We start from the raw sequence: 26,203 nt of genomic DNA, 5'->3' as shown, positions 1-26,203 counted from the left end.
ATAATACCGTGCGATGGAAAAGTATCTCGCTTACTTTTGCCCAATATAATGCAGGTCTAGCTTGTGATACCTGACTTATCTGCTCACATAATGCTACTATTTCACTTAGATAGTCTGAACACTGTCTAAAACGGCTAGGGGTGTTTTTAGCAATGCGCTGAAAACTGAGAAAGACCCTTTGAACCTGAACTGGTTAGTACCAGCGGAGGGATGCGCGTTTAGATAACCGCTTGTTATTCCTGCGCTGTTTGTTTTAACCCTTTAAATAAGACTGAGAATAATGAGCGTATCATCACCTGCAATTATCCCATTGAGCGAATCTGTTCAACTCGATGCGACTACCCTAACTCCTTTTCCTCACTCACGTAAAATTTATGTTGAGGGCAGTCGCCCTGATATTCGCGTGCCTATGCGTGAAATTAGTTTATCAGATACCCAGTTGTCCACAGGGGAAATAGAGCATAATCCAGCCGTTACAGTCTATGATTCTTCAGGTGTTTATAGTGACCCTGCGGTTAAAATTGATGTGCGTCAGGGAATCTCTGATGTGCGTAGCAATTGGATTATTGAACGTGGCGATACTGAGGTGTTATCAACCGTATCATCCCGTTATGGTAAAGAGCGTTTAGATGACTCACGCTTGCAATCATTACGTTTTGCCCATCAAATGCGTACCCCGCGCCGTGCAAAAATGGGGCGGAATGTCAGCCAATTACATTATGCACGTCAAGGAATTATCACGCCTGAAATGGAATACATTGCCATTCGGGAAAATCAACGGATAGAAACATTATCGGTTGCTGATTTAGCCAATCGTCATCAAGGTGAATCATTTGGTGCAAGCATTCCTCACGTTATTACGCCTGAATTTGTCCGTGCAGAAGTCGCACGTGGTCGGGCAATTATTCCCGCTAATATTAATCACCCAGAAGTTGAGCCGATGATTATCGGGCGGAATTTCTTGGTTAAAGTAAACGCCAATATTGGTAACTCGGCGACAACTTCATCTATTGCTGAAGAAGTTGAGAAAATGGTGTGGTCGATTCGCTGGGGTGCGGATACGGTGATGGATTTATCCACAGGTAAGCATATTCATGAAACCCGTGAATGGATTTTACGCAACTCGCCTGTTCCTATTGGTACAGTCCCTATTTATCAGGCCTTAGAAAAAGTAGAGGGTAAGGCAGAGGAACTAACATGGGAAATATTCCGTGATACGCTTATCGAGCAAGCGGAACAAGGCGTGGATTATTTCACCATTCATGCAGGCGTGCGTTTAGCGTATGTGCCATTAACCGCAAAACGAACAACGGGGATTGTGTCGCGTGGTGGGGCGATTATGGCGAAATGGTGTTTAGCGCATCATCAAGAGAGTTTTTTATATACCCATTTTGGCGACATTTGCGAAATCATGCAGGCGTATGATGTTTCTTTTTCATTAGGTGATGGATTACGCCCCGGTTCTATTGCTGATGCAAACGATGCAGCACAATTTGCCGAGTTGGAAACACTGGGCGAATTAACCAAACAAGCATGGCAACAAGATATACAAGTGATGATAGAAGGGCCAGGACATGTACCCTTGCATCTTATTAAAGAGAATATGGACAAGCAGTTAAAAGAATGTGATGAAGCCCCTTTTTATACATTAGGACCTTTAACAACAGATATTGCACCGGGTTATGACCATATTACATCAGGCATAGGCGCGGCGATGATAGGTTGGTATGGTTGCGCAATGTTGTGTTATGTCACGCCAAAAGAGCATCTTGGTTTACCGAATAAACATGATGTACGTGAAGGGATTGTGACATATAAAATTGCAGCACACGCCGCTGATTTAGCCAAAGGACATCCAACGGCACAAGTGCGTGATAATGCAATGTCTAAAGCGCGGTTTGAATTTCGTTGGCAAGACCAATTTAGTTTAGGCTTAGACCCATTAAAAGCCCAAGAATTTCATGATGAAACATTACCTAAAGAATCGGCAAAAGTCGCCCATTTTTGCTCAATGTGTGGTCCACATTTCTGTTCAATGAAAATCACTCAAGACGTGCGTGAATATGCCAAACAAAAAGGCATTGTCGATGTAAAGATTGCAGTAGAAGCAGGGTTAGCGGAAAAAGCGGAAGAATTTACCGCACAAGGTGCAAAGTTGTATCGTTAAATCATTATTTTTTATGTGGTAATGTAAGTATTACCAAATCGCACGGATAACATCGCTTTAAGCAGTGTTATCCGTTTTTTATGATAGTGGCTAAAAATCAATCCAGATAAACACCTACTAATATATTCATTTTCCTCATTATTGATTGCTTTTATAAAGGGCTTGTTTTAGAGTGTCTGACATTCCATTCTGTGCATACATAACAGTGATGCTTTACTAACCTGTGAATAATGCTTATGAAAATTCTGACAACCATTTTATTAGGCTTTATCGTCACGTTCTGTTCTCCAGAACCCACGTTGCTAGAAACAATCAAAACACAAGGTGAATTAGTCGTTGTCACCCGCCAAAGTCCGACGACTTATTATGTAAACGTTGATGGGGAAACAATGGGGCTTGAATATGAACTTGCTCAACAGTTTGCAACGGAGTTAGGGGTACAATTAAAGTTAGTAGTTGCACAGCGTTATGCCGATATTTTACCGATGGTTGTGAGTCAACAAGTCCATTTTGCCGCCGCAGGATTGACTATTAATAATGAACGCCGTTCACAAGTGCGTTTTAGTCCTGCTTATCAAAAAACAACGCATCAATTGGTGTACCGTAAAAATACGCCAAATGTGCCTCGCAGTTTGGCGGATTTAAATGAAACGACCACGCTCGTTCTTATTGAGGGAACAAGCCAAGTTGATTTGGTCACACGCTTGCAACAACAAGATTATCCACATTTAACATGGCAAACCGTTGATTTATCGCCAGCTGAAGTATTAGAAAAAATCAATACGGGTGAAATTAAATTTTCTTTATTACATGCGAGTGAAATCACGCAGATACAACGCTTTTTTCCTGAATTGCAAGTTAGTTTTGAAGTTGCTGAGGATGAGTTGATTGCGTGGGCATTTCCGCGCACAGTGGGTGATGATAGTTTATATATTGCGGCAATGCGCTTTATTAATCGTTTGCGTGCGTCAGGTGATTTAGACCGTTTAATTGACCGTTATTATGGACATATTGATTTTACTGAGTTTGATTATGTTGATACCCGCACGTTTTATCGTCATGTGGAAGAGCGGTTGCCTTTTTACCGTAAATATTTTGAACAGGTGGGCTTGTTGTATAACTTAGATTGGCGGTTGTTAGCGGCTATGGGTTATCAAGAATCTCACTGGAATCCTGAAGCGGTTTCTTACACAGGCGTGCGGGGCATTATGATGCTGACACATGCAACCGCAATGGAAGTGAATATTCAAGACCGCGAAGACCCCTATCAAAGTATTGATGGTGCTGCACGATATTTTTTGATGTTACGGGGTAAAGTGGATGAGGATGTGCCTGAACCAGACCGTACTTGGTTGGCTTTAGCGGCTTATAATGTGGGTTTAGGGCATTTATATGACGCGCAACAATTAGCCCGTCAACAAGGACACGACCCGAAACGTTGGATAGACGTTAAAAAAACCTTGCCATTGTTGAGCGAGCCGACTTGGTATCGTCGTACTCGACACGGTTATGCGCGGGGCAGTGAGCCTGTGTATTTCGTTAATAATGTTCGACGGTTTTATGACAAATTATTAGCTTCATTAGACACATTACATGCAGATGACCACGAAATTCGTATTTTTTCACCACAACAACCCACACAATATTTATCGCCCGTGCAAACACCCATGTTATAACTCATGCTCGTTGCGCTAATCCCCATGCGTACAAGGTATTTTTACTAACGCCAGTGATTTCGCTGGCGAGTTTTGCCGCTTGTTTTAGAGGGAGTTCAGTTAATAAAATCCGCATTGTCCGTTCTGTTTCTGCTGTTAGCTGTTGCGTATCTATGGGTTCTGCACCTTGTAAAACAATGACAAACTCTCCTTTTTGTCGTTCCGCTTCTGCGGTAAGCCACGTTAATAAGCCTTGTAAATTATCTCTATAAATAGTTTCAAATAACTTGGTCAATTCTTTGCAGAGTGTTCCTACCCGTTGTTCACCAAAACATTGCACCATGTCAGTGATACACTCCACAATGCGATGCGGGGCTTCATAAAAAACCAACGTGCGGGTTTCTGAGAGTAATGTTTGTAATTGCTGTTGGCGGGCGTTAGATTTTGCAGGTAAAAAACCGGCAAATACAAATTTATCCGCGCTCAATCCTGCAACCGATAATGCACTGATTAATGCACTTGCACCGGGAATAGGCACAACTTGAATACGTGCGTTATGCGCGGTTTCAATTAATAGCCGTCCGGGGTCGCTGATGAGGGGTGTGCCTGCGTCGCTAATTAAGGCAACAGATTCCCCCGCTTGTAAGCGGTTTAGTAATGTTTCGGTTGCTTGTCGCTCATTATGTTCATGTAATGCCTGCAATGGTGTATTAATGCCAAAGTGCGTTAGCAAATGTCGACTATGACGGGTATCTTCTGCGGCGATTACCTGAACTTTTTCTAAAACGGCTTGGGCGCGGTGGGTAAAATCCGCTAAATTACCGATAGGGGTTGCAACAACATATAATACCCCGTGTGTATTTGACACTGAATCTCTCCTGTAGATGCGTTATGATAAAAATCTGCTTGTGTTAAACAAGGCGGGAACATTATTAAATAACGTTCTTAATAAGGAAACTTTACGCTACTACAGAGAGCATTAGAGAGAAATTAAATTCTGCCTCTACCCTTGCTGCTTTAGCACAAACAAAAATTTTTCATGATTAATAATCTTATAGTGAATAAACGAATAAGGACACTACAGCCTGTTCTCCACATCATCCTTTTAGTTACATCCATCAACCTCTTCTAAGACACAATTCTATGCTACTTCGTCAACTAACCTTACTTATGCTGGTCTTAGTAACGCTAATGGGCTGTCAAAACATTGCGTTATTTCCCGAAAAAAACCGTACAGCAACCACCCCCACGATTGTCGACCCCACTCAAGCAGCAAAACGCCTAGAAACGCAGGGTAATTATACAGGAGCTGCCCGCGAGTATTTGCGTCTTGCAAGTACACAGGCTGCCCCACAACGACAAACTTATCAATTATTAGCGGTTAATACATTGATTAATGGGGGGCTATTAGAACAAGCAAAAACAGAACTGGGAAAAGTCAATGCCAGCTCTGCAACATTACAAATGCAAATTGAATTAGCACTCGCCCGTATTGCACTGGCAGAAAATCGCTTGGACGAAGTTAATAACCGTTTAACACGCATTAATCCCGATACACTACCCAACAGCATTCGCGCCCAATACTACCAATTACAAGCCGAAATTTTAGCCACACAAGGCAATCGCCTAGAAGCTGTGCGGATGCTCGTTCAAGTTGATGACCTATTAGAAAAAGACCCTTTCGCAGGGCGAAATAATCAACAAAATATTTGGCGCACACTCTCCATGATACCCACGCCAGAACTGACACAAGTATCACAATTACAAGGAGATGCCTTTTCAGGCTGGATTGCTTTATCCCTCATTACACAAACCACCCCAGCCGACCAACTTAACCAATCACTCAACACATGGCGCACCAGTTATCCTAACCACCCTGCCAATCGCTATATCGTCGCAACCCTGACACGGGGAGGGGCTGTTGCAAGTAACCCTAATATTCCCCCAGTAAATGACATGGCGGGCAAACAAATTGCGTTATTACTTCCTCTTTCAGGCAACTTTAAATCACAATCTGAAGCAATTCGAGATGGCATCTTTGCGGCTCTTTACAACACCACAGGACAACAACCACGCATTAGCGTTTATGACACTAATACAAATAATGTATTACAAATATATCAACAAGTTGTTGCTAAAGGGGATGTAAGTTTTATTATTGGACCACTAGAAAAAGAAGCCGTTAAACTGCTTGCAACCAGTCAAACTCGCCTCGCTGTCCCAACACTAGCACTAAACTACGTTGATATTCCTGTTAATACAGCAAACTTTTATCAATTTGGACTCTCACCCGAAGATGAAGCCAGCAACGTTGCCAGTCGCGCATGGTCAGACGGCTATCGCTCGGCAGCCATTCTATTTCCTGATAGCGAATGGGGAACACGGGTTGTTAATGCCTTTCGCATAGAATGGCAAAAACGGGGTGGACAAGTTATCTCAGCAGAATCCTACAAAAATGACTTTAGCGCGCCTGTAAAACGGATAGCCGCAAACCCCGCAATTAACATGGTCTTTATGGCAGGATTTGCCCAACAAGCTCGACAAATTCGTCCTTATTTTGACTACTACGCAGCTAACCGCTTACCAATTTACAGCACCTCCCACGTATATACAGGTATGCCAGACCCACAAGTAGATAAAGACCTCAATGGGGTTATTTTTGGCGATATGCCTTGGATTATCGCGCCCGATGCACAAGCGCAACAACTACAAGCGGCATTAAATAACCAAAAAGCGGCACAATTTAAACGTCTGTATGCTTTTGGCGTTGATGCTTACCAACTCACACAACAACTAATAACACTGGTCAATCAACCTTATCGTCAATGGCAAGGACAAACAGGATTACTTTCTGTAGATACAACAGGCTCTGTACGTCGACAACTGGTGTGGGCGCGTTTTGTGAATGGTGTACCGACCAGTTTACAAGGTGGTTATAGTCTGCAATGAGTTCGCCTACTCGTGCTGATAAAGGACACTGGGCAGAAGAGCTTGCCCAGCAATACCTTATACAACAAGGGTTAATACCTATTACGCAAAATTATCGCTGTAAATTTGGAGAAATTGATTTAATTCTGTGGGAAAAAGCGATACTGGTATTTGTAGAAGTGCGTTATCGCCAAACCCAGCATTATGGTGGTGGCATTGCAAGTATTAACAAGCAAAAACAACAGCGTATTGTAACAACTGCCAGTTTATATTTACAGCAACAACCATTTCACCCGCAACCCACTTGTCGTTTTGACGCAATTATCCTCAGCGGCAATATCAATACAACACCTGATATTCAATGGCTTAAAGATGCATTTCGCGTGGGTTGATGGTTTAGAAGAAAGAATATAAACAGATGGATATCACTGCTTCATGCGGTGATATCCGTTTTTTTAACTAAACCTGAATTCGGTGAGAATCTTCTTGATACCTTGAAGACTCAAGAGATTGATTTAGTTATATCTGTGCGTAACAAGATATAAATGCTTTTGATAAAGCGACATTGCGAAAACGTTCACTACATGAAAACGGTCATTGCTCAACTCGGAAATATTTCACAGATTGAACATCATATTTTGAATTTATACGCTAAACCTAAACTTGATGATTGCCTAAAATTACAACGTTCTTCTCAAATCCTGTTCAGAAAAGCATTAATTTTATCACTGAGATTTGGTTAGAATAGTATTTTTTAGGTACAAAAAATTTACAATTTTTCGTGTAATTTTAATAAACGCAACCCTTCTAAACGTAAGGCTTCGGGGTAAAGGGTTTTATAAATATTACAATGTGGACTTTTGATGTCCCAGCGTCCTGTTACACGATGAGTTTCAATAGGACACCCGCCTGTACAACGATAGCGAAACTCACATGTTTGGCAGTCTGTTTTATCTTGAATAGGCAAATTACGGATAGTGCTAGTTGCTAGTGTAGGCAAAACTGCAATTGCAGTAGCAAGCTTAGAAGGAATAGTTTGATTTATTTGCATTTGACATTGAGAAAATTGCCCATGATGGTCGACAACTACATAATTTTTACCAACACCACATGTATGGGTGTGTGCTGTCGATTGCATTTTATCCAATAAGTTATTCAGAAAAGGGTAATTTGGTAAATTTTCCTCAATAACTTTGTAAGCAGCTCTTATTCCATTGATAACGTGCTGTTGCTCTAATGTTAAATTTTCTTTTAACAAAGGAGTAGGAAAAATGGAAGGATGTCTATAAAGATTAAGATGAAAAACTAATTTATTATGAAGAGCCCATTCGACTACGTTAGCAATAAAATTGGCATTGATTCCTGTGACAGTGATGCTAATTTCAGGTTTTATCTCTAATGGTAAGAGAATTTCATATATCGTTTTTTGAATTCGCTGGAATGAGCCTTTGCCTCGTTTATCAGGACGTTGCTCGTCATGAACCGTACCAATTCCATCTATAGAAATCATTAACTTAATATCTTCTTGTTTAAGCCAGTTAGCCATCTGCGGAGTGATAGCGACACCATTACTTAATATTACTGCACTTAATGTTATTTGTTCTTTTTGCGCAATTTTTTGAGCATATTCATGAATTTTTTTAATAAACTTAAAATGTAATAATGCTTCCCCACCTGCATATTTTAAACGTAGGTGTTTAAATTGTTGTGTTTGTGCTATTGCAAATAATTTATCAATTGTTTGTTTACCTATATCTTCATCCATATATTCAGAGGATTTTTGGATATAACAATAGGCGCAGTCTAAATTACACGCGTTTGTAACATGTAACCACACTGACAATTGTGAAGGCGCTGTATCTGAAATCTCAGGAGTATGGTTGAGGGGAACAATTAAATTTTGCTGCGCAAATTGTTTATCTATTTCCAAACTTATTGGCTGGGGGCTTTGAAGAAAACATTGGTAACGTTCAAATGCTTCTTGATTTAAGACACTAGGTCCAGCGGGCGCATAAGGGCTAAAACCTAAGTAAAACTCATCATTGAGTTTTGTAAAGTAATTATCTTTAATCGCAGTGAATTGAGTATCACTTGAATAATTTTTAGTTTCAAAAGATGTCAATGTTGCTTCGGAACAAGCACAATCGTCACATTGTTTTAAGTGAGCATTTTCTGTAAAAAAGAATAGATAAGATAGTTGCATAATAATTAAAAAAAGTCGTCTAAGGCATAGTCTTCTATTATTTTTTCAATAGCTTCATCCTTTATAAGATATTCTTTTCTAGGCACTCTAGACAACTTAGTTGCGTCAGCTATATTTTTTTCAATGTCTTGACTGATTTTCTTTCTCTGGTCATCAGTAATCTTTTCACTCTCAGGGTAAGCTGCAACTATTTCTTGAATAGATAAATATAAATACTGTTGTGCAAATGCTCTTGCTGCGTTTATTTTATATAAAAATTCATGTGGTTGACTCCTGTTAATAGTTTCAAATTCATAACATTCTTCTACTAAGTCAACTAACATGGATTTTGCATCTTTGAGGAGAGATAAATAACTCCCTTCCGTAGAGAATAATTCCATTTTTTTTAACAGCAACTTCCTTACTAAAGCATCCGTATAAAAAACAGAAATACCTTCTGACATTTCATCTTCAGCCCGTTCACAAATTAATTTTGCCTCTGTTAAGAACAATAAAATGTCAATATCATTGCTAATCCTTTTTAATTTTTTCATACCTTCGACCATTGATAAATTGAAACGACTAAAAATGCTCAATTGCTCAAAAGCAGGTATAAATTTATCCGCCAAGTCAGCATCATTATCACCAAGATGACTTCCTGATACCATAAATATCTCAATAAGATGTTTTTCTAAAATTTCTTTAAATAAATCTTGTTGTTCTTTTTTACTGCTTGCAAAAGAAGCACGATATCCATCCTTACTTAATTTATCCACCAGGGCCTTTATAATTCCGGGGTGTCCACAACTTAACTTAGCGATTCTGTTAGCCCATTTTTTAATATCATAATCCGGGATTTGGGTTATATCATTGGAGTCAGGATGAGACTTAGAATGAGCTGTTCTAATAAAATCGTAAACTTCTTTTTCAGTTAGTGTGGATAATTTTTTCTTGTGTGTTCTCGCATTTAATCCAAGTGTTTTAGCAATAGATGGAGCTTTTTTAATATCCAGATATCTACCAGCTAAGACGGCATAACACATAGCTTGTCTTGCATCCTTTAACTGATATAAAAAATGTTTTAACCATACTAATGTTTCTGGACTTGCATTTTCTAAAGAATCAAACAGAAAAACTCGATTTCTACCAAAAACGCTATACTCTTTTTCCAATGCTAAATGATTGATGTGGATATAAAGACATTGATAACCTTTGTCAGCATAGTTGGCTGAAATCTTTTTTAAAATTGCAGATTTGCCATAACCCGCTGGAGCTGAAATATAAAAAATACGTTCTATTTCTATATTATCAACAATGTCTTTAAAAACCAAATTTTGATTATGAAAACCATACTTTAAATCAGGAAATTGATCTACAGCTACTACAAGTTCTTCTTCTTTATTTAACTGAGATATTGAATAAGATTTACGTTGCTCAAGCTCTTCAAGTTGTTCGATTGCATTTTTAATAACAAGATATTTCTTATCATTTGTATCTACTTGCTTTTGCCATCTCTTTAATATAGAAATAACTTTTCCAAAATCAATCTGTTCTTGACAAATGTCTGAATGTAACTCTTCAATATCGGGTGGCATTACAAAAACCAAAAGAGGATTTATAATGTCCCATCCAGCTTGTTGAATATTTGTATTTCCAGCAACATGTCCCATGTTTATATCTTTACCAAGCATAATCTCAAACCTTTTCAATACCTGTTATGGCAATAACAAAACTTATCCTTTCAGTTTCAGAAATTTCGGTTTGCCAGCATTGCAATAAATATTGAATATATTTTACTTTATCCACTAATGGATATGGATTAAACATGTCATTAATTAACCATTCTTGCCAATAACTATACAAAAGTTCTCGTTTAGCTGGTGTTATGTCCACTTGATCAATAGCATTTTCGCATTTTTGGCACAAAGTAATTACAGAGTTAGCTGCATTCATAAAAGCTTCTTCATAGGCTTGTTCTTCGTACAATATACTTGCAAGTGTGCGTTGAATACGACTAAGGATGTAAATACTAGGTAAGTGTTCATCTTGTATTAGTTGAATGGATTGTAAACAAACATCTTTCGCTTTCTTAAATGTTTCTTGCTTTTCAATATTTTCTTTTTCAAATTTAGCTAATAAATATAGAGTAATTGCTATGTCTTTTTTAATCTTTAGTGAAAATATAATATTACTATTTTCTATTGCTAACTTTTCTGCATACTCTAATGTTTCTAACGCTTGATAAAAACCTTCAGGCTTAAATTTAAAACTTGACTGTTTACGAAGTAAACGTCCTTTCTCATATAACGCCTCAATAAGGGTAGAACGATCTGTTCTTTCCATAATATCAACCGCATTATTTAACATATTTTCTGCTTTCAAAAGCTCTGCTTCTGCTGATTGTCGTACAGTATCCACTTGTTCTGATAACATTTGTCCATAAGCAATATAAACCAATCCCTTACCACGTTCAGAACCCGCTTGTTCAAAACAATTTAATGCTTGCTCAAAATAAGCAACAGCACGAGCTTGGCGATAGCTACCAGACTCTATAATGCCTAATACGTTATAACTGAGACCCAGCTCATAAGGGATATTCAATTTTTGGCGGGTACGTAATGCATTAGAGCAATATGCGAATGCTTCTCTATCTCGCCCTAATTGATGTAATAAATAACCCAAGTTATTTTCAGTGCGGGCAATCTGCTCAAGATCATCTTTAGTATAAAATCTCAGTGCTAATTGATAATGTTTAATTGTTTCTTGATAATTTGCTTTTTTTCTATAAGCATATCCAATCACTGAATGTAATTCACCAATCAATGTGTTGGAGGAGATTTTTGATAATAAATCAAGCCCTAAATTGATTGCCTGTTGAGGTTCTCCACTATTCACATAGGAAGTAAGCAAAAGAGGATAAATAGTTTGATGCTGTTCCTCAGTAGATTCTCTCCGTAAGTTATTCGCAAGTTCTATACATTGTTTATATTGTCCACGGGCATAATAAATTTCAGTTTGATAATGTTGGTATATTATTTTTATTGCTGGAAGATGAGATAAGAATTTCACTTCTTGTTGTAATGCTTCTTTTGTTTCGGGGTTTTTAGCTTCTTGCATCCAATGTTGCCATAATTGAAAACCCTTACCACGCTCAGCATATAATTGATAGTATAAATAATCCTTTTGTAAAGTTAGTTTCTCTTGTTCATCAGATTCTGTTTCAATACATTGTAAATAATAATTAGCTAGACGAGTGCTATGGTTTTTTTGTAGGTTGCCTACAGGATCAATGCTTACCCATATATATTTCTCTATAAGATCATATACCTCATCATGCAATAATATACTTTCCACTCCATTAGGAGTATGACGATACTTCACAAAAGAAAATTTTCTCAACTGTTTTAACGTTGTATCAATATGGCTTTTATATGCGGGAGATAAGTACGTTAGGATAGATTCATTACAACGACGATGACAATGCGCTATCATCAACAAAATGGCATCTTGCGGGGAATTAAGAGATTTTATATTTTCAACCATTGCCTGTTTAAAACTTTCGGGAGTGTCGTATTTAATTAACTCCTCAATTTCACTTCCGTTCTTATGCCAGTCTACAAACAAACCGATTAGAATTGGCTTACCTTCAGACAGAGAATATAACTTATCTAATATTTCTGGAGATAATTGAATACCTATTCGATCATCTTCAAAATACTCGATTACCTCTTGCTTAGATAAACTACTTATAGATTGTTGGGTTACAAATTCATCTGGCAAAAAATCTAAGGGTTTTCTCCCTGCTGCAATAACAGAAGTATGAGGTTTAACTCTCTTTAATCTTAATAAAGTTTCTGTAAAGAATTTTTTGGCTGAGTCAGTAATTTTTTCTGTGGTATCAAATAGAAGAATGATATGGTCTTGTGGTAAATTTGCGTAATTGCGTATAAAAGCCTCTCTCACCTGCTGTAGCCTATCGGGAGTTTGAAGCGTGGCATTTAATTTTAAATAAAAGTTTTTGAATATATTATTTTGATTTAAATTATCAGCAAGACTTTTTAATATCCCTAGTTCTTGTTCATGCCGTGAAAAATAAAAATCAACGGGCTCCTTTACACACAGAAAATGTTCATTTTTAGTACTACTTTCATAAGCATATTCCAATAAAAGCGTTTTACCGAGTCCCCCTTGACCTTGAAAATGTAAAATCCAGCTTTTCTGAGTTATTGGCGGATATAACATATTAACAATAAGTGCTTTTTCACGAAGTTTGCCAATAAAAATACGGGGGCTAGTAACATTTGATTCGTTGTTCAACAAAATAGCTTTAGAAATATCTGTTTCAGATGAGCAATTGATAAATTGCTTTACATGTTCGGCTAATCCTTCTAATCCAATATCTACGTTGCTTTGTGTTAGGACTTTGATAGAAATTTGAGATAAAATTGTCTGGAATTTCTCTTGATTGTGTTTCTTGAATGAATCCGTAAATATATTGTCAACAATAAGTGGCAAAAGTTCTCTTGTCATTTCACCAGCAATATAAGCTATTTCTATTTTATCGAATCCTGTTTGTTGCAAGGCAAGATTTCCTGTTTTCGCGCCGTAAATTGATAAAAACATCTTTAACGCAACAACACAGTTTTCATTTGTGGATAATAATGCATTTTCAATAATTTCTTTTGCCTTAAGCAAATCACAACCAGATGTTATAAACTGGTAAATTTTTTCAAGTCCATTATGCGTTAATATATTTTCGTAACTTACAGGTGAATAAAATTTTTGGAAAAAAGCAAGTAATTGTGTTTCATTAGGTGTTCTAGGAGCAAAATCAATATGTCCTCCTTCTAACGGGATAACGGAATAGCATTTTTGTTCGGTATTCCAGTTTAATATTGCTTCACCTAAACCATTTCCTGTTGCCGCAATTAAAACCCTACTAGCTTGTTGTTGAGATGATAGAGTGGAAGGACTTAAAAAAGTAAAGGCATTATCTGATAACAAAGGTAAACCATAGGCAAGAGCCTCCATATCGTTAAATATTTTAACTTGAGGAATATTCAAGTAGGCAGCTAAACGATTGGAATAAATTCGTTCAAATGCAGATACATTGGTTAATTTAACATGTTGACCTGTAACTTCATCCTTTTCGACTGGACCTGCAACACCAAAAGCAGCTATGTTAATCTTTTCACTTAAAAGATACTTTTTAACTTCAGATAGTTGTTTAAACTCTAAGATAATATCTTCTAAACGGTCATGGCTCGGTGTAGAGAAATCATGTTTAACTAATAGTCCAGTTAATTTGGTTTCAGAAAAAAGTGCAATCGTTGAAACACTGACATCAATATAACCAATTAATATCATGAATATTCTCCTGTATGAATATAATGTGCTGCTCCTAACATTCCTATTTCTGGATTAGTTAGCACTTTGATAGGAATCTGTTTTAGCAACGCTGCAAATTTTTCAGGTTTATCTAAAAATGATTCCAAAAAAAATGTTTCTTGTAATTTAGGTAAAATTGCAGGCGCAATACCACCACCGAGATAAATACCATTTAACGTTAAATGCTCTAAAGCAATATCAGCTATTTTAGATGCACAAAGAGCTGCAAAAAAATTGATAGTGGCTTCGCAAAGTGTTTCTTGTTTTTTTAATCCTTTTTCTATTAAAACTTTTGTAAAATCTTCTTTTTGTAAGAAATCAGAAGTACAAACATATTTTGGATTCTGTTTGCAGAAAAAACTATATATCATTTTTAAGCCAGAACCCGATAAAATATTATCATAAACAGTTTTCTGCTGTTGTTTTAATAAAAAATCCAAAAAGGCTAAGTGTTGTTGATTTCGAGGTGCAAAATTAGTATGTCCACTTTCTGTAGGCAGCACAAAGAAACATTCACCTTGCTTTTCCCAAGCTAAAATAGCAAGACCAAATCCCGTTCCTAACGTAATGATTGCGATATTTCCTTTCTCAGTAGTAGATGCATAGGGATTAATATCAATATATTCCACATTGGTATACAAAACTCCATACGCTACAGCCTCTAAATCATTAATTAAGTAAACTTCTTTACAATTAAAAAAATTTTGCAACTCGTTTTGTTGAATTGTCCAAGATAAATTAGTGATATGACATTGCCCCTGATATACAGGACCTGCAACACCTAGACAAGCTGCTTTAATATCAGTTAGGGGAATTTGGCTGTTGTCAAAAAAAGCAGTTAAGAGAGAGATTAAGGAAGAAAAGTTTTGACTTGCTAATTTTTTCTCATGAATTAGCTGAAGTTTAGAAGTTTGCCGTTGGAAAATGCCTAAGTGGCTTTTTGTGCCACCAATGTCACCTGCTAAAATATACATTAAAGTTATCTCTAACTAAGTAAAGTAACGATACTTAAATTATCGCATATCTATCTGTGGATTATAACCAGAATATGGTAAAAACAATAAATTAAACTGAATTCAGCGGTAATCTGTAAAAAGCTAAATTGCTGAATAAAGCTGTACTCATTAAGGTACGATGAGCGGAATGATTCGCCTTCTCGAGAGTTTGTCTTAATCTGCTTGTTAAATTGAAAAATATTAATTTATCACTAACTAAACACAAGTTAATTAACCCTGATTGCTTGCCCGACTTTGTAACCGTTTAATATACCGTTCTATTCCTATCCATAATATTTCCCCTAAGGTTTGTGCAGGGCTTTTTAACGTTACAAAAGCGGTTTCTCCTGCGTAAATTGTGTGTTGTTCGTCAGGGGGAAGGGTTAGCGTTGCCGTAAAACGGGGGGTTAGGTATTCGTAGTTTTCGCTATTATCTGTACTATTTTGTTGTTTATGTTCGGTTTGCTGTGCTTTGGGTTTTACAGGGAGTTCGCCACCTGCTAATACGGTTAGGGCGGGATGCAGAATGGTTTGTGTCGCGCTGGGGTTGACGCGGGTTAAGGTTGCATTCATCGCGTGGGATGGTTGGCTATGCCGATAAAGATGAACCGATTGACCTTCATTTGCCCGAAATGCGTCTATGTCCATTTGTGGGATGGAGGCTTTAACTTCTAGTTGTTGGGGATTGGCAAGGGTTAATATTTCTGTACCCCGTTGTAAATAAACGCCTAGTAGATTGTCTAATTCTGTTGCGATAATCGTTCCTGTTTGTGTTGCTTTGATGTTGAGGGCGGTAATTTGGAGATTTTTTTCTTGGAGTTGGTGTTGTAAGTCTTGGAGTTTTTCATTTTCGCCTTGTGCATCGCTTAGTTGTCCTTGTGTTGTGGCATGTTGGCGACGTAGTTCGCGGGTTTGAATTTGTAGTTGTAAATCTCTTTGTTCTTGATATAAATCAGGGTTATCCAGTGTTAGTAAAATGTCGCCCGTCATGACATTATCACCTGATTTTATATAGATTTTTTTGATAAATCCTGCGGTTTCAGTACGGATAGTTTGTGCATCAGCATAATCAAACACGGCTGGCACGGTTATTGTGCGAGACCAGTAAACTTGTGTGAGTAATAGACCGCTGAAAAGACTAAAAATAAGAAGTAAAAGACTAAGATGGCGCAATATTGCACCACGATTAGTGTCTTTATATAATCCAATGAAAAATCTAGCTAATGGTAAGGCTAACATGCTAATACCCGCCATTGTCGCTAAAATAACGCCCGCGCCGTAAAATAGGTGGTTTGCTGCAATCAGTAGGCCTATTACAACTAGCCATCGCCAGATTAAAGAGGCAAAGGCATATCCTTTAATAATGGTTGTACGTTTTCCTGTCCATGTGGGACGGGTGATTTTACGTCCTTGTATATAGCGTTGATTTAAGTAGCGAATATAGCGTTGCCCAGAGATGTATAAATTGGGAATATTCAGTAAGTCGCTCAGAATATAGTAGCCGTCAAAACGCATTAGTGGATTGGCATTAAATAATAGGGTGGAAATACTGGTAATAATCACTATGTTATAGCTTAGATAGTTTAATGCCCCTGTATCGCTATAGGCCCATATCCATGCAGCAATGCCTGCAACAAATAGTTCTGCATACATGCCTGCTAAGGAAACGTGTATCCGTTGCCAGCGTGAGGTTAATCGCCAACTGGCGTTAGCGTTCATGTATGCACCGATTGGTGCGAATAAAATCAGCATGATGCCTGCTTGGTGAATATGTCCACCGTATTTTTTACAAACCAGTCCGTGGGCGGTTTCGTGTAGTACTTTAACAATTATCCATGCTAGTAAAAGCCATAAGGCATTGTGTGGTAATAGTAAACTGCTTGCGCTATGGATAAAGTGGTCGATATTTGCCATGACTAGGTAAAAACCACTGCCACAGATGAGTAGCCAAAGGACAAAAAACGCCCATCCAAGCAGCCAGCGTGTGTAAGGTAAGAGTTGTTCTAGCCAATAATCAGGACTGCCCAAAGGGATTTTGATAAATAGTGCATTTAGTCGTCCTGCCCATTTTTGCATGGGGTCACGTGGGGCATGGGGTAAAAACCAGTTGCGTTGTTCTACGTTCCAGATGTAAACCAATTGTGATTGGATTAGCCAATAACTGATTTGTTGAATTTGGGTTGCATCAAGTTCGGGTGCGACTTTTGCGGCATCGGCAACGCTGTTGTGTCCATCTAGTTGTTGTATAAAGGTGTATTCAGCAAGTCCGATTTGAAAGTAATTGCCATATAAGGGGTCTTCAATCAGGTAACAGGGACGTTCGCCATAGCTTTGAAAGGTAAAAATTAAATCGTCACGTAATTTAATCTGCAAAGCGGGTTGTTGCGTAGCGGGCGCGACGGGTTGGGGTATTTCTGTGAGTGTTAGTAGAGCCATCGTAATATCGTTTCCCATACTTTGTGAAAAAGTACCCAGCCGAGTAGTTGTTGATCAGCCGCAATTTTCCCTTCGCCTTTCATACCGGGACGTAATTTATTGTCGGTATTGTTTAAAATGCTTTCTATAATAAAAACAGCTTCGCTATCGCGTACTGTTGCACGGGGTTGAATGCGGCTTGCGGTGAGTTGCCAACGTTGTTGCGGATAGGCATCTAATTCCATCTCTAGGGGCATATCTACGCGAACATAGGCGATGTCGTCAGCAGGGATGGCGAGTTCTACGCGCATGGTTGCGAGGGGAGCAACTTCAAATAAGCTTTGTCCTTTTTCCACAGGGCTGCCTTGTACCCGTTGTAAATCGCCGCTGATAACTAAGCCGTCAATAGGGGTTTTAATTTCTAAATTGGCAATTCTGTATTCTAAAAGTGCAATTTGTGATTCTGCGCGTTCTTTTTCTAATTGTGCCAGTTGGGTTGCAACGGTATCTTTTGCTGCGGCACTGGCATCTTTTTGTTTAGCAAGGCGATTACGTTCAGCGGTTAAACCTGTTAATTCCAGTTGAATTTCGCGCTCGTCTAGCTGGGCTAAAATATCGCCTGTTTTAACAACATCGCCTGCTTCGCGTTGGGTTGTTTTTAAAATACCTGCAAATGGTGCTGTAATAAAACGGCGTGTGTCAGGTTGAATCGTCACTTTGCCCGCAATGGTATGTGTAACGGGGATGAATAAAGGAATTAGTAGGATACTAACAAGTAGGCTGCCCCAGATGAGTCGCCGCTTGAGGGTATTTAGGATTTGTTGCCATCGTCCTTGTTTGGTACGACGTAAGGTTGTTAATGCGATGCCTAATACGTTACTTAGTTGAGTGAGCAGGGGGGGGACGTGATGCGCAGGGGGGGTTGTCCACAGTAAAACAAGGGCGTAATGCGCTGGTAGTTGTTGATGGTGTGGTAAGGGTAGGCTCCAAATTTGTTGGGTGGCGGTTAGTCCTAAGATTTTTTGTAGGTGGGGAGATACTCGATGAGCATCGTTAGTAGTGCCGATAAAGGCTTGTTTTGTTTGTAGGGTGTCGTCCATCAGCGATTCTATCGCATGGCTTAAATCCACATGTCGTGGTGCATCTGGTAATTCAGACATGGCTTGAATGCGACAATGGTGTCCTTGACGATACCCTAAAATGACTCGTTGACACCCGCACGCAGTTTGTAGGCGATTTAATAGGTGACGTTCGGCTTGTTGCATATCACCTAAGTGCAGTAATTCTAATAATAAGTGTAATACTTGTTGTTGTGTGCGGTTTTGGGTGTGGTCAATGCCTGCATAACTGGCAACCAGTTGTAAAATTGTTACAAATGTTTCTAAGGTTTGATAACCGCCTAGCAGTAAAACGAGTGTGATAGCTTCTGGATGTTGTGTTTGTGGCACGGGGGCGGCAATCAACCAAATTTGGCGGTGCTGGTCAAGTTGGGTTAAGCGAACACGATTTTGTTCGCAGGCTAGTTGCATTTCTTGTAATAGTAAATTTTCTAAATCAGACCGCCAGTCTAGGGCTTGACGTGACAAAATACGGGGTGCAAGGGCTAATTTACCTGTGGTTTTATCAGGCAACGCATACGCTGCACCGGCCGCATTGGTTAAGCCTAATAAAAGTTGCAATAATTCCAACAACCACGCTTCACGCTCTGTTTGTTTATCGCGTAATTGTTGTAGTTGCGTATGCAGGGTTAGCAGGTCTATTGGGGGTAATTGCATAATTGCGCTTAACTATTTAATGTCGGTAAACGGGCAGCACCACTGGACACGGTTTCTGTCGTTCCACTACTGGCGAGTGCTTGGTTTAATAGATTTACTAAGCGTTTTGCGCCATCAGGTGATAAGGCAATACGGGTGTGAACGGGCAAATGTGCCTCGCCTGTTGCGGGGTCTGGTAAACTGCCAGAGGAGAAATTGACGATAACTTCTTCACCGGTCACGCTTAATACAAACTGTGACGCATAAATTGCTGTCGTTTGTTCATAGCGGACACGGACTTGTTGGGGCTTTTTATCGGTGGGTTTGTTACTCATGGGGTTTCGCTGGGTCGGGTGAAAAGAAAGATAAGCAAGGGATACTATTGCTTTGCGTGGTGTTATCCGCACTACACTTACGGGTTGTTGCCTGAGCGTATTGGAATGTACCCGTTATTTTAGTGGCAATCTATATCGGTTTTCCATTATAGAAAAGCAACTATTAGATTATAAAGCAGTTAATAATTATAAAATTTGGTTAATCTTGAAAATGTTGATTCAGATGGTTAATGATGCTCGTAGCTGGACACCACCGCTTGCAGCAGTGGTATCTTTGTGGTTTAGTTAGTTTAATTACAGTAATATTAAGTTATCTCTATGAATTAATTCAGGTTCATCTACATACCCTAATATCTCTGCAATGCGATTGCTGGCTTGTCCCTTGATTCTTGTGGTTTCTTCTGCACTGTAATTAACAATACCGCGTGCGATTTCTTGCCCGTCTAGTGTTAAACAAGCAACCATATCACCACGTGTAAAATCTCCTTTGATTTGTTTCACGCCAACCGCTAATAAACTTTTTCCCGAACTGCGTAAAACATTCACCGCGCCATCGTCTAAATATAACTCACCACGCATTTTTTGATTTGCACCTAGCCATTGTTTACGCGCTTCAACGGGGGGTTGGGCGGGCAATAATAAGGTGCCAAGATTACCGCCATTGGCGATTTTGAGTAAAACATCAGGAATTCGTCCTGATACAATCCATGTTGCTGTGCCAGAACGTGCAGATACTCGCGCTGCACGTAGTTTAGTTGCCATGCCACCACGTCCTAAACGTCCGCCCGTACTGCCTGCCATTGCTTCTAAGACAGGGTCCCCTGCGTAGCCTTGAGAAATTAATTTAGCGGTTGAATCTAAACGTGGGTCACGTTCATAAAGTCCTTGCTGGTCAGTCATAATCACTAAAACATCTGCTTCAACCAGATTGGAGACTAAACCCGCTAAGGTGTCATTGTCGCCGAAGCGAATTTCATCGGTTGCAACCGTATCATTTTCATTAATAACGGGAATAACTTTTAAATTGATGAGTGTTTTTAGCGCACTACGTGCATTTAAATAACGTTTACGATTTGCTGCATCGTCATGTGTTAATAAAACTTGTGCGGTATGAATGCCGTAGTTTTTAAAGCAAGTTTCGTAGGTTTGCACCATGCCCATTTGTCCAACGGCGGCGGCGGCTTGTAACTCGTGTAACGTCGCGGGGCGTTCTGTCCAACCTAAACGATTCATTCCCTCAGCCACTGCACCAGAGGAAACTAACACAACTTCTTTACCTTGTTGACAGAGCGTTACTATTTGTTTTACCCAGTTTTCAATGGCGATTTTATCTAAACCACGTCCTTCATTGGTTAGCAACGCGCTACCGATTTTAATAACCCAACGTTGGGATTTACTAATTTCTGTCTGTTTACTCATATTTTTTCAGGTAGTTAAAAACGAAGAAAGTCCAAATCAAGAGGGATTTGGACTTATTAACAAGACTGTTTGCATCAGGTTTTTTAGACACACAGAATTTTCTGGTTGTTGGCAAGTTCTGATTCAGACAATTTTTATATTTTTACTTTACGCGCATTCCTGCTTGCGCTCCTGTATCGGGGCTTAATATCCATAAGCCTGACCCATCACCAGCAGCTAATACCATTCCTTCGGACAATCCAAAGCGCATTTTACGCGGGGCAAGATTGGCAACCATTACGGTAAAACGTCCGATTAAGGCTTCAGGGGCATAAGCGGATTTAATGCCTGCAAAAACGGTGCGTGGCATATCTTCACCAATATCCAGCGTGAGTTTTAATAACTTTTCTGCACCATCCACCTGTTCTGCATTAACAATTTTTGCAATGCGTAAATCAATTTTTGCAAAATCATCGTAATTGATAATTGGTTGCAAAGGGTCGCTTAAGGTTTTATTAGCAGGGGCGGTCATTTGTAAATCTTCTTTAGAGGCGGTTACAATGGCTTCAATTTGTTTGGGTTCAATCCGTTGCATTAAGGCTTCATACGGATTAATCGTATGCGTTAATAATGCGACTGGTTGCCAAATGGTGGGCGCATTGAAAAAATCCGCCACTTTTTTCGCCATAACGGGCAAAATCGGGGCTAAATATCCCATTAATACACGGAATAAGTTTAATCCTTGCGTACAAACTTGTTGTAATTGTTCGTCATTACCTGCTTGTTTTGCAATTACCCATGGTTTTTGCTCATCAATATACTGATTCGCTTTATCCGCCAATGCCATGATGTCACGAACAGCGCGATGGTATTCACGACTTTCATATTGGGTTGCAATTCCTTGTCCTGCATCAATAAATGTTTGATATAAAGCAGTGTCGGCTAATGTAGTCGATAATTGTCCTGAAAATCGTTTACTGATAAAACCCGCGCAACGGCTGGCAATATTCACCACTTTACCCACTAAATCGGCATTTACCCGTTGGGAAAAATCTTCTAGGTTTAAGTCAATATCATCAACTCGATTGCCTAATTTTGCCGCGAAATAATAACGTAAGTATTCAGGGTTTAATTGGTCTAAATAGGTGCGCGCGGTGATAAAAGTCCCGCGTGATTTGGACATTTTTTGTCCGTCAACGGTTAAAAAGCCGTGTGCAAATACACTGCTTGGCGTTCTAAAACCCGCACCATGCAACATAGCGGGCCAGAATAGGGCATGAAAGTAGAGGATGTCTTTACCAATAAAATGATATAGTTCGGCTTTACTTTCGGTTGACCAGAATTCCTCAAAGTTTAATCCGCGTTTATCACACAGATTTTTAAAACTCGCCATGTAGCCGACGGGCGCGTCTAACCAAACGTAAAAATATTTATTGGGTTGGTCAGGGATTTCAAAGCCAAAGTAGGGTGCATCGCGGGAAATATCCCAAGGGCGTAAACCTGCGGTAAACCATTCGGTTAATTTATTCATGGTTTCCGCTTGTAACGTGCCACTGCTGGTCCATGCTTGTAAAAAGGCTTCAAAATTCGCCAAATTCATAAAGAAATGTTCGGATTCTTTCTCAATAGGCGTAACCCCAGATAATACTGAAACAGGGTTTTTTAAATCCGTAGGATTATAGGTTGCACCACACACTTCGCAATTGTCGCCATACTGGTCTTTTGCACCACAGCGAGGACATTCACCTTTAATAAAACGGTCGGGCAAAAAAAGATTTTTAACAGGGTCAAAGGCTTGTTTAACGGAGCTAGACGTAATATGTCCCGCATCGCGTAGCCGCTTATAAATAAGATTAGAAAATTCTTTATTTTCAGGTGAATGTGTTGAATGATAATTATCAAATTCAATGGAAAAATCGGTAAAGTCTTGAATATGTTCTTGGCGAACACGGTCAATTAAGGTTTCTGGGCTGATGCCTTCTTTTTCTGCCCGCAACATGATTGCTGTGCCGTGCGTGTCGTCTGCACAGACGTAATAACAGGTATTTCCCAATAATTTTTGAAAACGTACCCAAATATCAGTTTGAATATATTCAACTAAATGTCCTAAATGAATTGAACCATTAGCATAAGGTAAAGCACTGGTTACTAAAATCTTACGTTGCGTCATGATTATAATTTTTTAACGGAATTGAATGGTTGTTAAGTTTAAATGAATTTTACTGAGTTTGGGGTATTACTGATGAACGTTTATTTTATTATAGTAGGTAATTAATTGATTTTAAAATAAAGTTAAGTTATTTTCTCTTCTTGAAATAAGTAAATAAAAAGAGAGTTTTTGGTATTTTTAGGCATAGATAGTGCATAAAATCGGGGTAGCCATGCCCAGATGACACCTACCTAATCTGGTGTATGGGGAGGTAATCTGGGAGTCACGTTACCTAGATTTACCGTTAGCATTTGAAGGGGCGATTCCTCGCGGAACTGCCCCTCTTTTTTTGGGCGTTTGAGTATTATCTGAATAAAAATTGATTAAAAAATAATTAATTGATTACGAATTAACTTCTGAGATATGAATTAATTTACAGCCTAGTGTTGTTTCAAGATTCGCTAATTGTTCATTAGTGACATTCATCGAATCACCGGGATCAGGCAACCATAATTTAAACCGTGCAAAACCCGCATCGTAGGGAAAACGAATATTTTCTGCGACTACCGCCTGATTGCAACAAGGCATGAGTATTTGCGTTGCGATGGGATTATCTGACTCGCTCAATTTTTCGAGAAACACATACCACCATTCTTCATCCCAATCATCATCATTTTCTTCTTCAGACGCTGATTCAAAAGACTCTAATTCAAAGCGATTAACCGTCTCGCCACAGGCAGGGCAAATCATCTCTTCAAAAGCATCACGCCCTTCAATAAAAAAGGGTTTTTCCCAAGTACAAGATTTAACATCATCACCTCGGTCAGGGAAATATTTTTCCATTAGTAACTTAGCTGCCATAATCGCTTCTTGGGAAGGGATAAAATAGTGATCGGCTGGAATTAAAACGGTTGTAAATTTAGCCATAGCGCACCTTTAATTTTATAAATTATAACAATGCATTATAGCAAGCATAGCGTTGTTAGCGTAGTGTAACGTGTCATTCCATTCTAACGTTATTTCAAAACAAGGTAGGTAATGGCTCATCGCACAAAGCAAAAAACCCCTGTAACGGGGTTTTTAATATTTATAAAAAGCTAAAACAAAAACAGCTTTTTTAAACGCCTAGAGTAACAACGCTTTCCGTCTGTTTTCCATCATTCTTTCTACAATGGGCGTAAAAATAACTTGTAGTGCAAAGGCGATTTTCCCGCCCGGAATCACTAGCGTATTTGGGCGAGACATGAATGAATCATGAATCATCTTGAGTAAATAAGGATAATCTTGGTCACGATATTTGTTAAAGCGAATCACGACTAGACTTTCATCGGCTGTTGGAATATCCCGTGCAATAAATGGGTTGGAAGTATCCACTAGTGGGACGCGCTGAAAGTTGATATGTGTGCGCGAAAATTGTGGCACGATGTAGTTAATGTAATCTGGCATACGGCGCAAAATGGTATGCACAATCGCTTCTGGTGAATGTCCACGCTCGGCAATATCGCGGTTAATCTTTTGAATCCATTCTAAATTAATACTGGGGACGACACCGATGAGTAAATCAACCCATTGTGTGACATCAATGTCTTTGGTCACAATACCGCCATGTAACCCTTCATAAAATAACAAATCGGTATCTGTGGTAAGTTCTTCCCAATCGGTGAATGTTCCGGGGTCTTGATTGTAGGGGGCTGCTTCTGACTCGTTATGTAAGTAGTAACGTCTTAATCCTGTTCCTGTTTGTGAATATTTTACAAACAACTCTTCCAGTTTGTGGAATAAGTTTGCATCAGGCCCAAAATGGCTCATGATGCGCCCTTCAGCCTCTGCTTTCGCCATCGCTTCTTTCATTTCTATGCGGTTATAGCGATGAAAACAATCACCTTCTACAACCCCCGTTTTGAGTTTTAAACGACGGAACATATTTTCAAACGCCTTCTTGACGGTTGTTGTTCCTGCACCTGATGAGCCAGTGACTGCAATAATCGGGTGTTTGACTGACATAAACGCTCTCCTCGTCCATCACAAATAATTGTTGTTTATTATATTTTAGTTAAAAACCATCACAGTAGTGTCATATCACTGTCTGTAAAACACGCTTGTTTCCCTTGTTGTGTTGTACAAGATATTGCTGTGCGTGGGCTAACTTGACAAGTTGTATTTTTTTATTTCATTAATAATAAATTTTAATTATTAATTTTTATAGTATAAAAATAAATAATCATTAAGTTATTTAGGTAATTTTTAATCATGCAAGATTATTTCGTGGTCTTATTTTTATAAAGTTAATAACATTATTTATATATTTAATGTTTGTTATGTTAAACACATTAATAGCGTTTTATTATTGCTATTACGTAATGTAAATAATTTATGTGAGGAAATCAGGCGAAAAATTAAGCGGTTTTTTTGCGCCACTGGAAGGATTTTAGTGTTGCTAAATCGTGTGAAAAAGAAAGGAGAATAAGGCTATTTCTGTATTGGACTTATTTTAAGACTGTGTTATTATTTTTATATAATAACATGATTTTTATTAAAAATAATGGTTGTTTTTATAATCTACACTGAATCTACATAATATAAATTTTTTATAAAAAATGCTTATTTACTATGTTATTAAGCTAGTAAACCAACTAATTGCCCCTTAGTTGTTAATCTACATTTCCCGCTATTTATCCCCCTTATTTTCTCCTCGTAATACTCGCCATTTGGTACGCAATAAACGCAATTTTCTTCTAATTTTTTCTCATTTCACGCGCTAGGTTTAGATTCAAAAAAAGAATAGAATTTTTCTAGCAAAATTAAAAACGCTATTAACATTTATAACGTAAAAAATA

Annotated in this window: 16 protein-coding genes and 1 riboswitch; of the genes, 4 read left to right on the top strand and 12 right to left on the bottom strand. The window is 38.7% G+C overall.

Annotation, left to right across the window (positions count from 1 at the left end; genetic code table 11):
• The first annotated feature begins 126 nt into the window (after positions 1–126).
• Positions 127–228, top strand: a riboswitch (TPP riboswitch).
• Positions 229–280: 52 nt separating this feature from the next.
• Both thiC and mltF read left to right on the top strand, forming a co-directional pair.
• Complete coding sequence (gene thiC / locus AL038_RS03160) at positions 281–2,167, top strand: phosphomethylpyrimidine synthase ThiC (RefSeq protein ID WP_062148919.1); 1,887 nt, start codon at positions 281–283, stop codon at positions 2,165–2,167.
• A gap of 236 nt (positions 2,168–2,403) precedes the next feature.
• Complete coding sequence (mltF, locus tag AL038_RS03155) at positions 2,404–3,843, top strand: membrane-bound lytic murein transglycosylase MltF (protein WP_062148915.1); 1,440 nt, start codon at positions 2,404–2,406, stop codon at positions 3,841–3,843.
• A gap of 1 nt (position 3,844) precedes the next feature.
• Here the strand turns inward: mltF and rsmI are convergent, their stop codons facing one another.
• A complete protein-coding gene (rsmI, locus tag AL038_RS03150) occupies positions 3,845–4,690 on the bottom strand; it encodes a 16S rRNA (cytidine(1402)-2'-O)-methyltransferase (protein ID WP_062148912.1) in 846 nt (281 codons plus the stop codon).
• Positions 4,691–4,965: 275 nt separating this feature from the next.
• Between rsmI and AL038_RS03145 the strand changes: the two genes are divergently transcribed.
• Positions 4,966–6,771 (top strand): penicillin-binding protein activator, encoded by a 1,806-nt coding sequence (locus tag AL038_RS03145; protein WP_062148909.1) that lies wholly within the window; start codon positions 4,966–4,968, stop codon positions 6,769–6,771.
• The gene (locus AL038_RS03140; protein ID WP_062148906.1) at positions 6,768–7,142 is read left to right on the top strand and encodes a YraN family protein; all 375 of its coding nucleotides are present in this window, start codon (positions 6,768–6,770) and stop codon (positions 7,140–7,142) included. Before AL038_RS03145 ends, AL038_RS03140 begins: the two co-directional genes overlap by 4 nt.
• Positions 7,143–7,519: 377 nt before the next feature.
• On the opposite strand, the gene AL038_RS03135 is transcribed toward AL038_RS03140, so the two are convergent.
• The 11 genes from AL038_RS03135 to AL038_RS03085 form a co-directional block, all read right to left on the bottom strand.
• Positions 7,520–8,953 carry a radical SAM/SPASM domain-containing protein gene (locus AL038_RS03135; RefSeq protein WP_062148903.1) on the bottom strand — a complete coding sequence of 478 codons (1,434 nt, stop codon included), beginning with the start codon at positions 8,951–8,953 and terminating at the stop codon, positions 7,520–7,522.
• A 5-nt stretch (positions 8,954–8,958) separates the two neighbouring features.
• Positions 8,959–10,623, bottom strand: coding sequence for a hypothetical protein (locus tag AL038_RS03130; protein ID WP_062148900.1), 1,665 nt, complete (start codon positions 10,621–10,623; stop codon positions 8,959–8,961).
• A 4-nt stretch (positions 10,624–10,627) separates the two neighbouring features.
• A complete protein-coding gene (locus tag AL038_RS03125) occupies positions 10,628–14,299 on the bottom strand; it encodes a glucokinase (protein WP_062148897.1) in 3,672 nt (1,223 codons plus the stop codon).
• Complete coding sequence (locus AL038_RS03120; RefSeq protein ID WP_062148894.1) at positions 14,296–15,294, bottom strand: glucokinase; 999 nt, start codon at positions 15,292–15,294, stop codon at positions 14,296–14,298. The genes AL038_RS03125 and AL038_RS03120 overlap by 4 nt, the downstream gene beginning before the upstream one ends.
• Before the next feature lie 252 nt (positions 15,295–15,546).
• The gene (locus AL038_RS03115) at positions 15,547–17,751 is read right to left on the bottom strand and encodes a site-2 protease family protein (protein ID WP_062148891.1); all 2,205 of its coding nucleotides are present in this window, start codon (positions 17,749–17,751) and stop codon (positions 15,547–15,549) included.
• Entirely contained in the window at positions 17,739–19,505 is a 1,767-nt protein-coding gene (locus AL038_RS03110; RefSeq protein ID WP_161575418.1) for an efflux RND transporter periplasmic adaptor subunit, read from the bottom strand. The genes AL038_RS03115 and AL038_RS03110 overlap by 13 nt, the downstream gene beginning before the upstream one ends.
• 8 nt (positions 19,506–19,513) lie before the next feature.
• The gene (locus tag AL038_RS03105; RefSeq protein ID WP_062148883.1) at positions 19,514–19,819 is read right to left on the bottom strand and encodes a DUF3467 domain-containing protein; all 306 of its coding nucleotides are present in this window, start codon (positions 19,817–19,819) and stop codon (positions 19,514–19,516) included.
• Positions 19,820–20,113: 294 nt separating this feature from the next.
• The gene (proB, locus tag AL038_RS03100; protein WP_062148880.1) at positions 20,114–21,238 is read right to left on the bottom strand and encodes a glutamate 5-kinase; all 1,125 of its coding nucleotides are present in this window, start codon (positions 21,236–21,238) and stop codon (positions 20,114–20,116) included.
• Positions 21,239–21,380: 142 nt separating this feature from the next.
• A complete protein-coding gene (gene metG, locus AL038_RS03095; protein ID WP_062148877.1) occupies positions 21,381–23,387 on the bottom strand; it encodes a methionine--tRNA ligase in 2,007 nt (668 codons plus the stop codon).
• Between the two features lie 381 nt (positions 23,388–23,768).
• Positions 23,769–24,293, bottom strand: a complete 525-nt coding sequence (locus tag AL038_RS03090; protein WP_062148874.1) for a hypothetical protein — start codon at positions 24,291–24,293, stop codon at positions 23,769–23,771.
• Between the two features lie 198 nt (positions 24,294–24,491).
• Complete coding sequence (locus AL038_RS03085) at positions 24,492–25,370, bottom strand: phosphoribulokinase (RefSeq protein ID WP_062148871.1); 879 nt, start codon at positions 25,368–25,370, stop codon at positions 24,492–24,494.
• Positions 25,371–26,203: the final 833 nt, after the last annotated feature.

The organism is Beggiatoa leptomitoformis (assembly GCF_001305575.3).
GTDB classification, from domain to species: Bacteria; Pseudomonadota; Gammaproteobacteria; order Beggiatoales; family Beggiatoaceae; genus Beggiatoa; species Beggiatoa leptomitoformis.
This window is presented reverse-complemented; position numbering and strand designations above follow the sequence as displayed.

What these genes read in the sequence shown, in the direction of transcription:
- AL038_RS03130 (WP_062148900.1), bottom strand. Translation starts at nt 10,623, where the DNA reads ATGCTTGGTAAAGATATAAACATGGGACATGTTGCTGGAAATACAAAT.
- AL038_RS03135 (WP_062148903.1), bottom strand. Translation starts at nt 8,953, where the DNA reads ATGCAACTATCTTATCTATTCTTTTTTACAGAAAATGCTCACTTAAAA.
- proB (WP_062148880.1), bottom strand. Translation starts at nt 21,238, where the DNA reads ATGAGTAAACAGACAGAAATTAGTAAATCCCAACGTTGGGTTATTAAA.
- AL038_RS03085 (WP_062148871.1), bottom strand. Translation starts at nt 25,370, where the DNA reads ATGTCAGTCAAACACCCGATTATTGCAGTCACTGGCTCATCAGGTGCA.
- AL038_RS03140 (WP_062148906.1), top strand. Translation starts at nt 6,768, where the DNA reads ATGAGTTCGCCTACTCGTGCTGATAAAGGACACTGGGCAGAAGAGCTT.
- mltF (WP_062148915.1), top strand. Translation starts at nt 2,404, where the DNA reads ATGAAAATTCTGACAACCATTTTATTAGGCTTTATCGTCACGTTCTGT.
- AL038_RS03110 (WP_161575418.1), bottom strand. Translation starts at nt 19,505, where the DNA reads ATGCAATTACCCCCAATAGACCTGCTAACCCTGCATACGCAACTACAA.
- AL038_RS03125 (WP_062148897.1), bottom strand. Translation starts at nt 14,299, where the DNA reads ATGATATTAATTGGTTATATTGATGTCAGTGTTTCAACGATTGCACTT.
- AL038_RS03120 (WP_062148894.1), bottom strand. Translation starts at nt 15,294, where the DNA reads ATGTATATTTTAGCAGGTGACATTGGTGGCACAAAAAGCCACTTAGGC.
- AL038_RS03145 (WP_062148909.1), top strand. Translation starts at nt 4,966, where the DNA reads ATGCTACTTCGTCAACTAACCTTACTTATGCTGGTCTTAGTAACGCTA.
- thiC (WP_062148919.1), top strand. Translation starts at nt 281, where the DNA reads ATGAGCGTATCATCACCTGCAATTATCCCATTGAGCGAATCTGTTCAA.
- AL038_RS03115 (WP_062148891.1), bottom strand. Translation starts at nt 17,751, where the DNA reads ATGGCTCTACTAACACTCACAGAAATACCCCAACCCGTCGCGCCCGCT.
- AL038_RS03090 (WP_062148874.1), bottom strand. Translation starts at nt 24,293, where the DNA reads ATGGCTAAATTTACAACCGTTTTAATTCCAGCCGATCACTATTTTATC.
- metG (WP_062148877.1), bottom strand. Translation starts at nt 23,387, where the DNA reads ATGACGCAACGTAAGATTTTAGTAACCAGTGCTTTACCTTATGCTAAT.
- AL038_RS03105 (WP_062148883.1), bottom strand. Translation starts at nt 19,819, where the DNA reads ATGAGTAACAAACCCACCGATAAAAAGCCCCAACAAGTCCGTGTCCGC.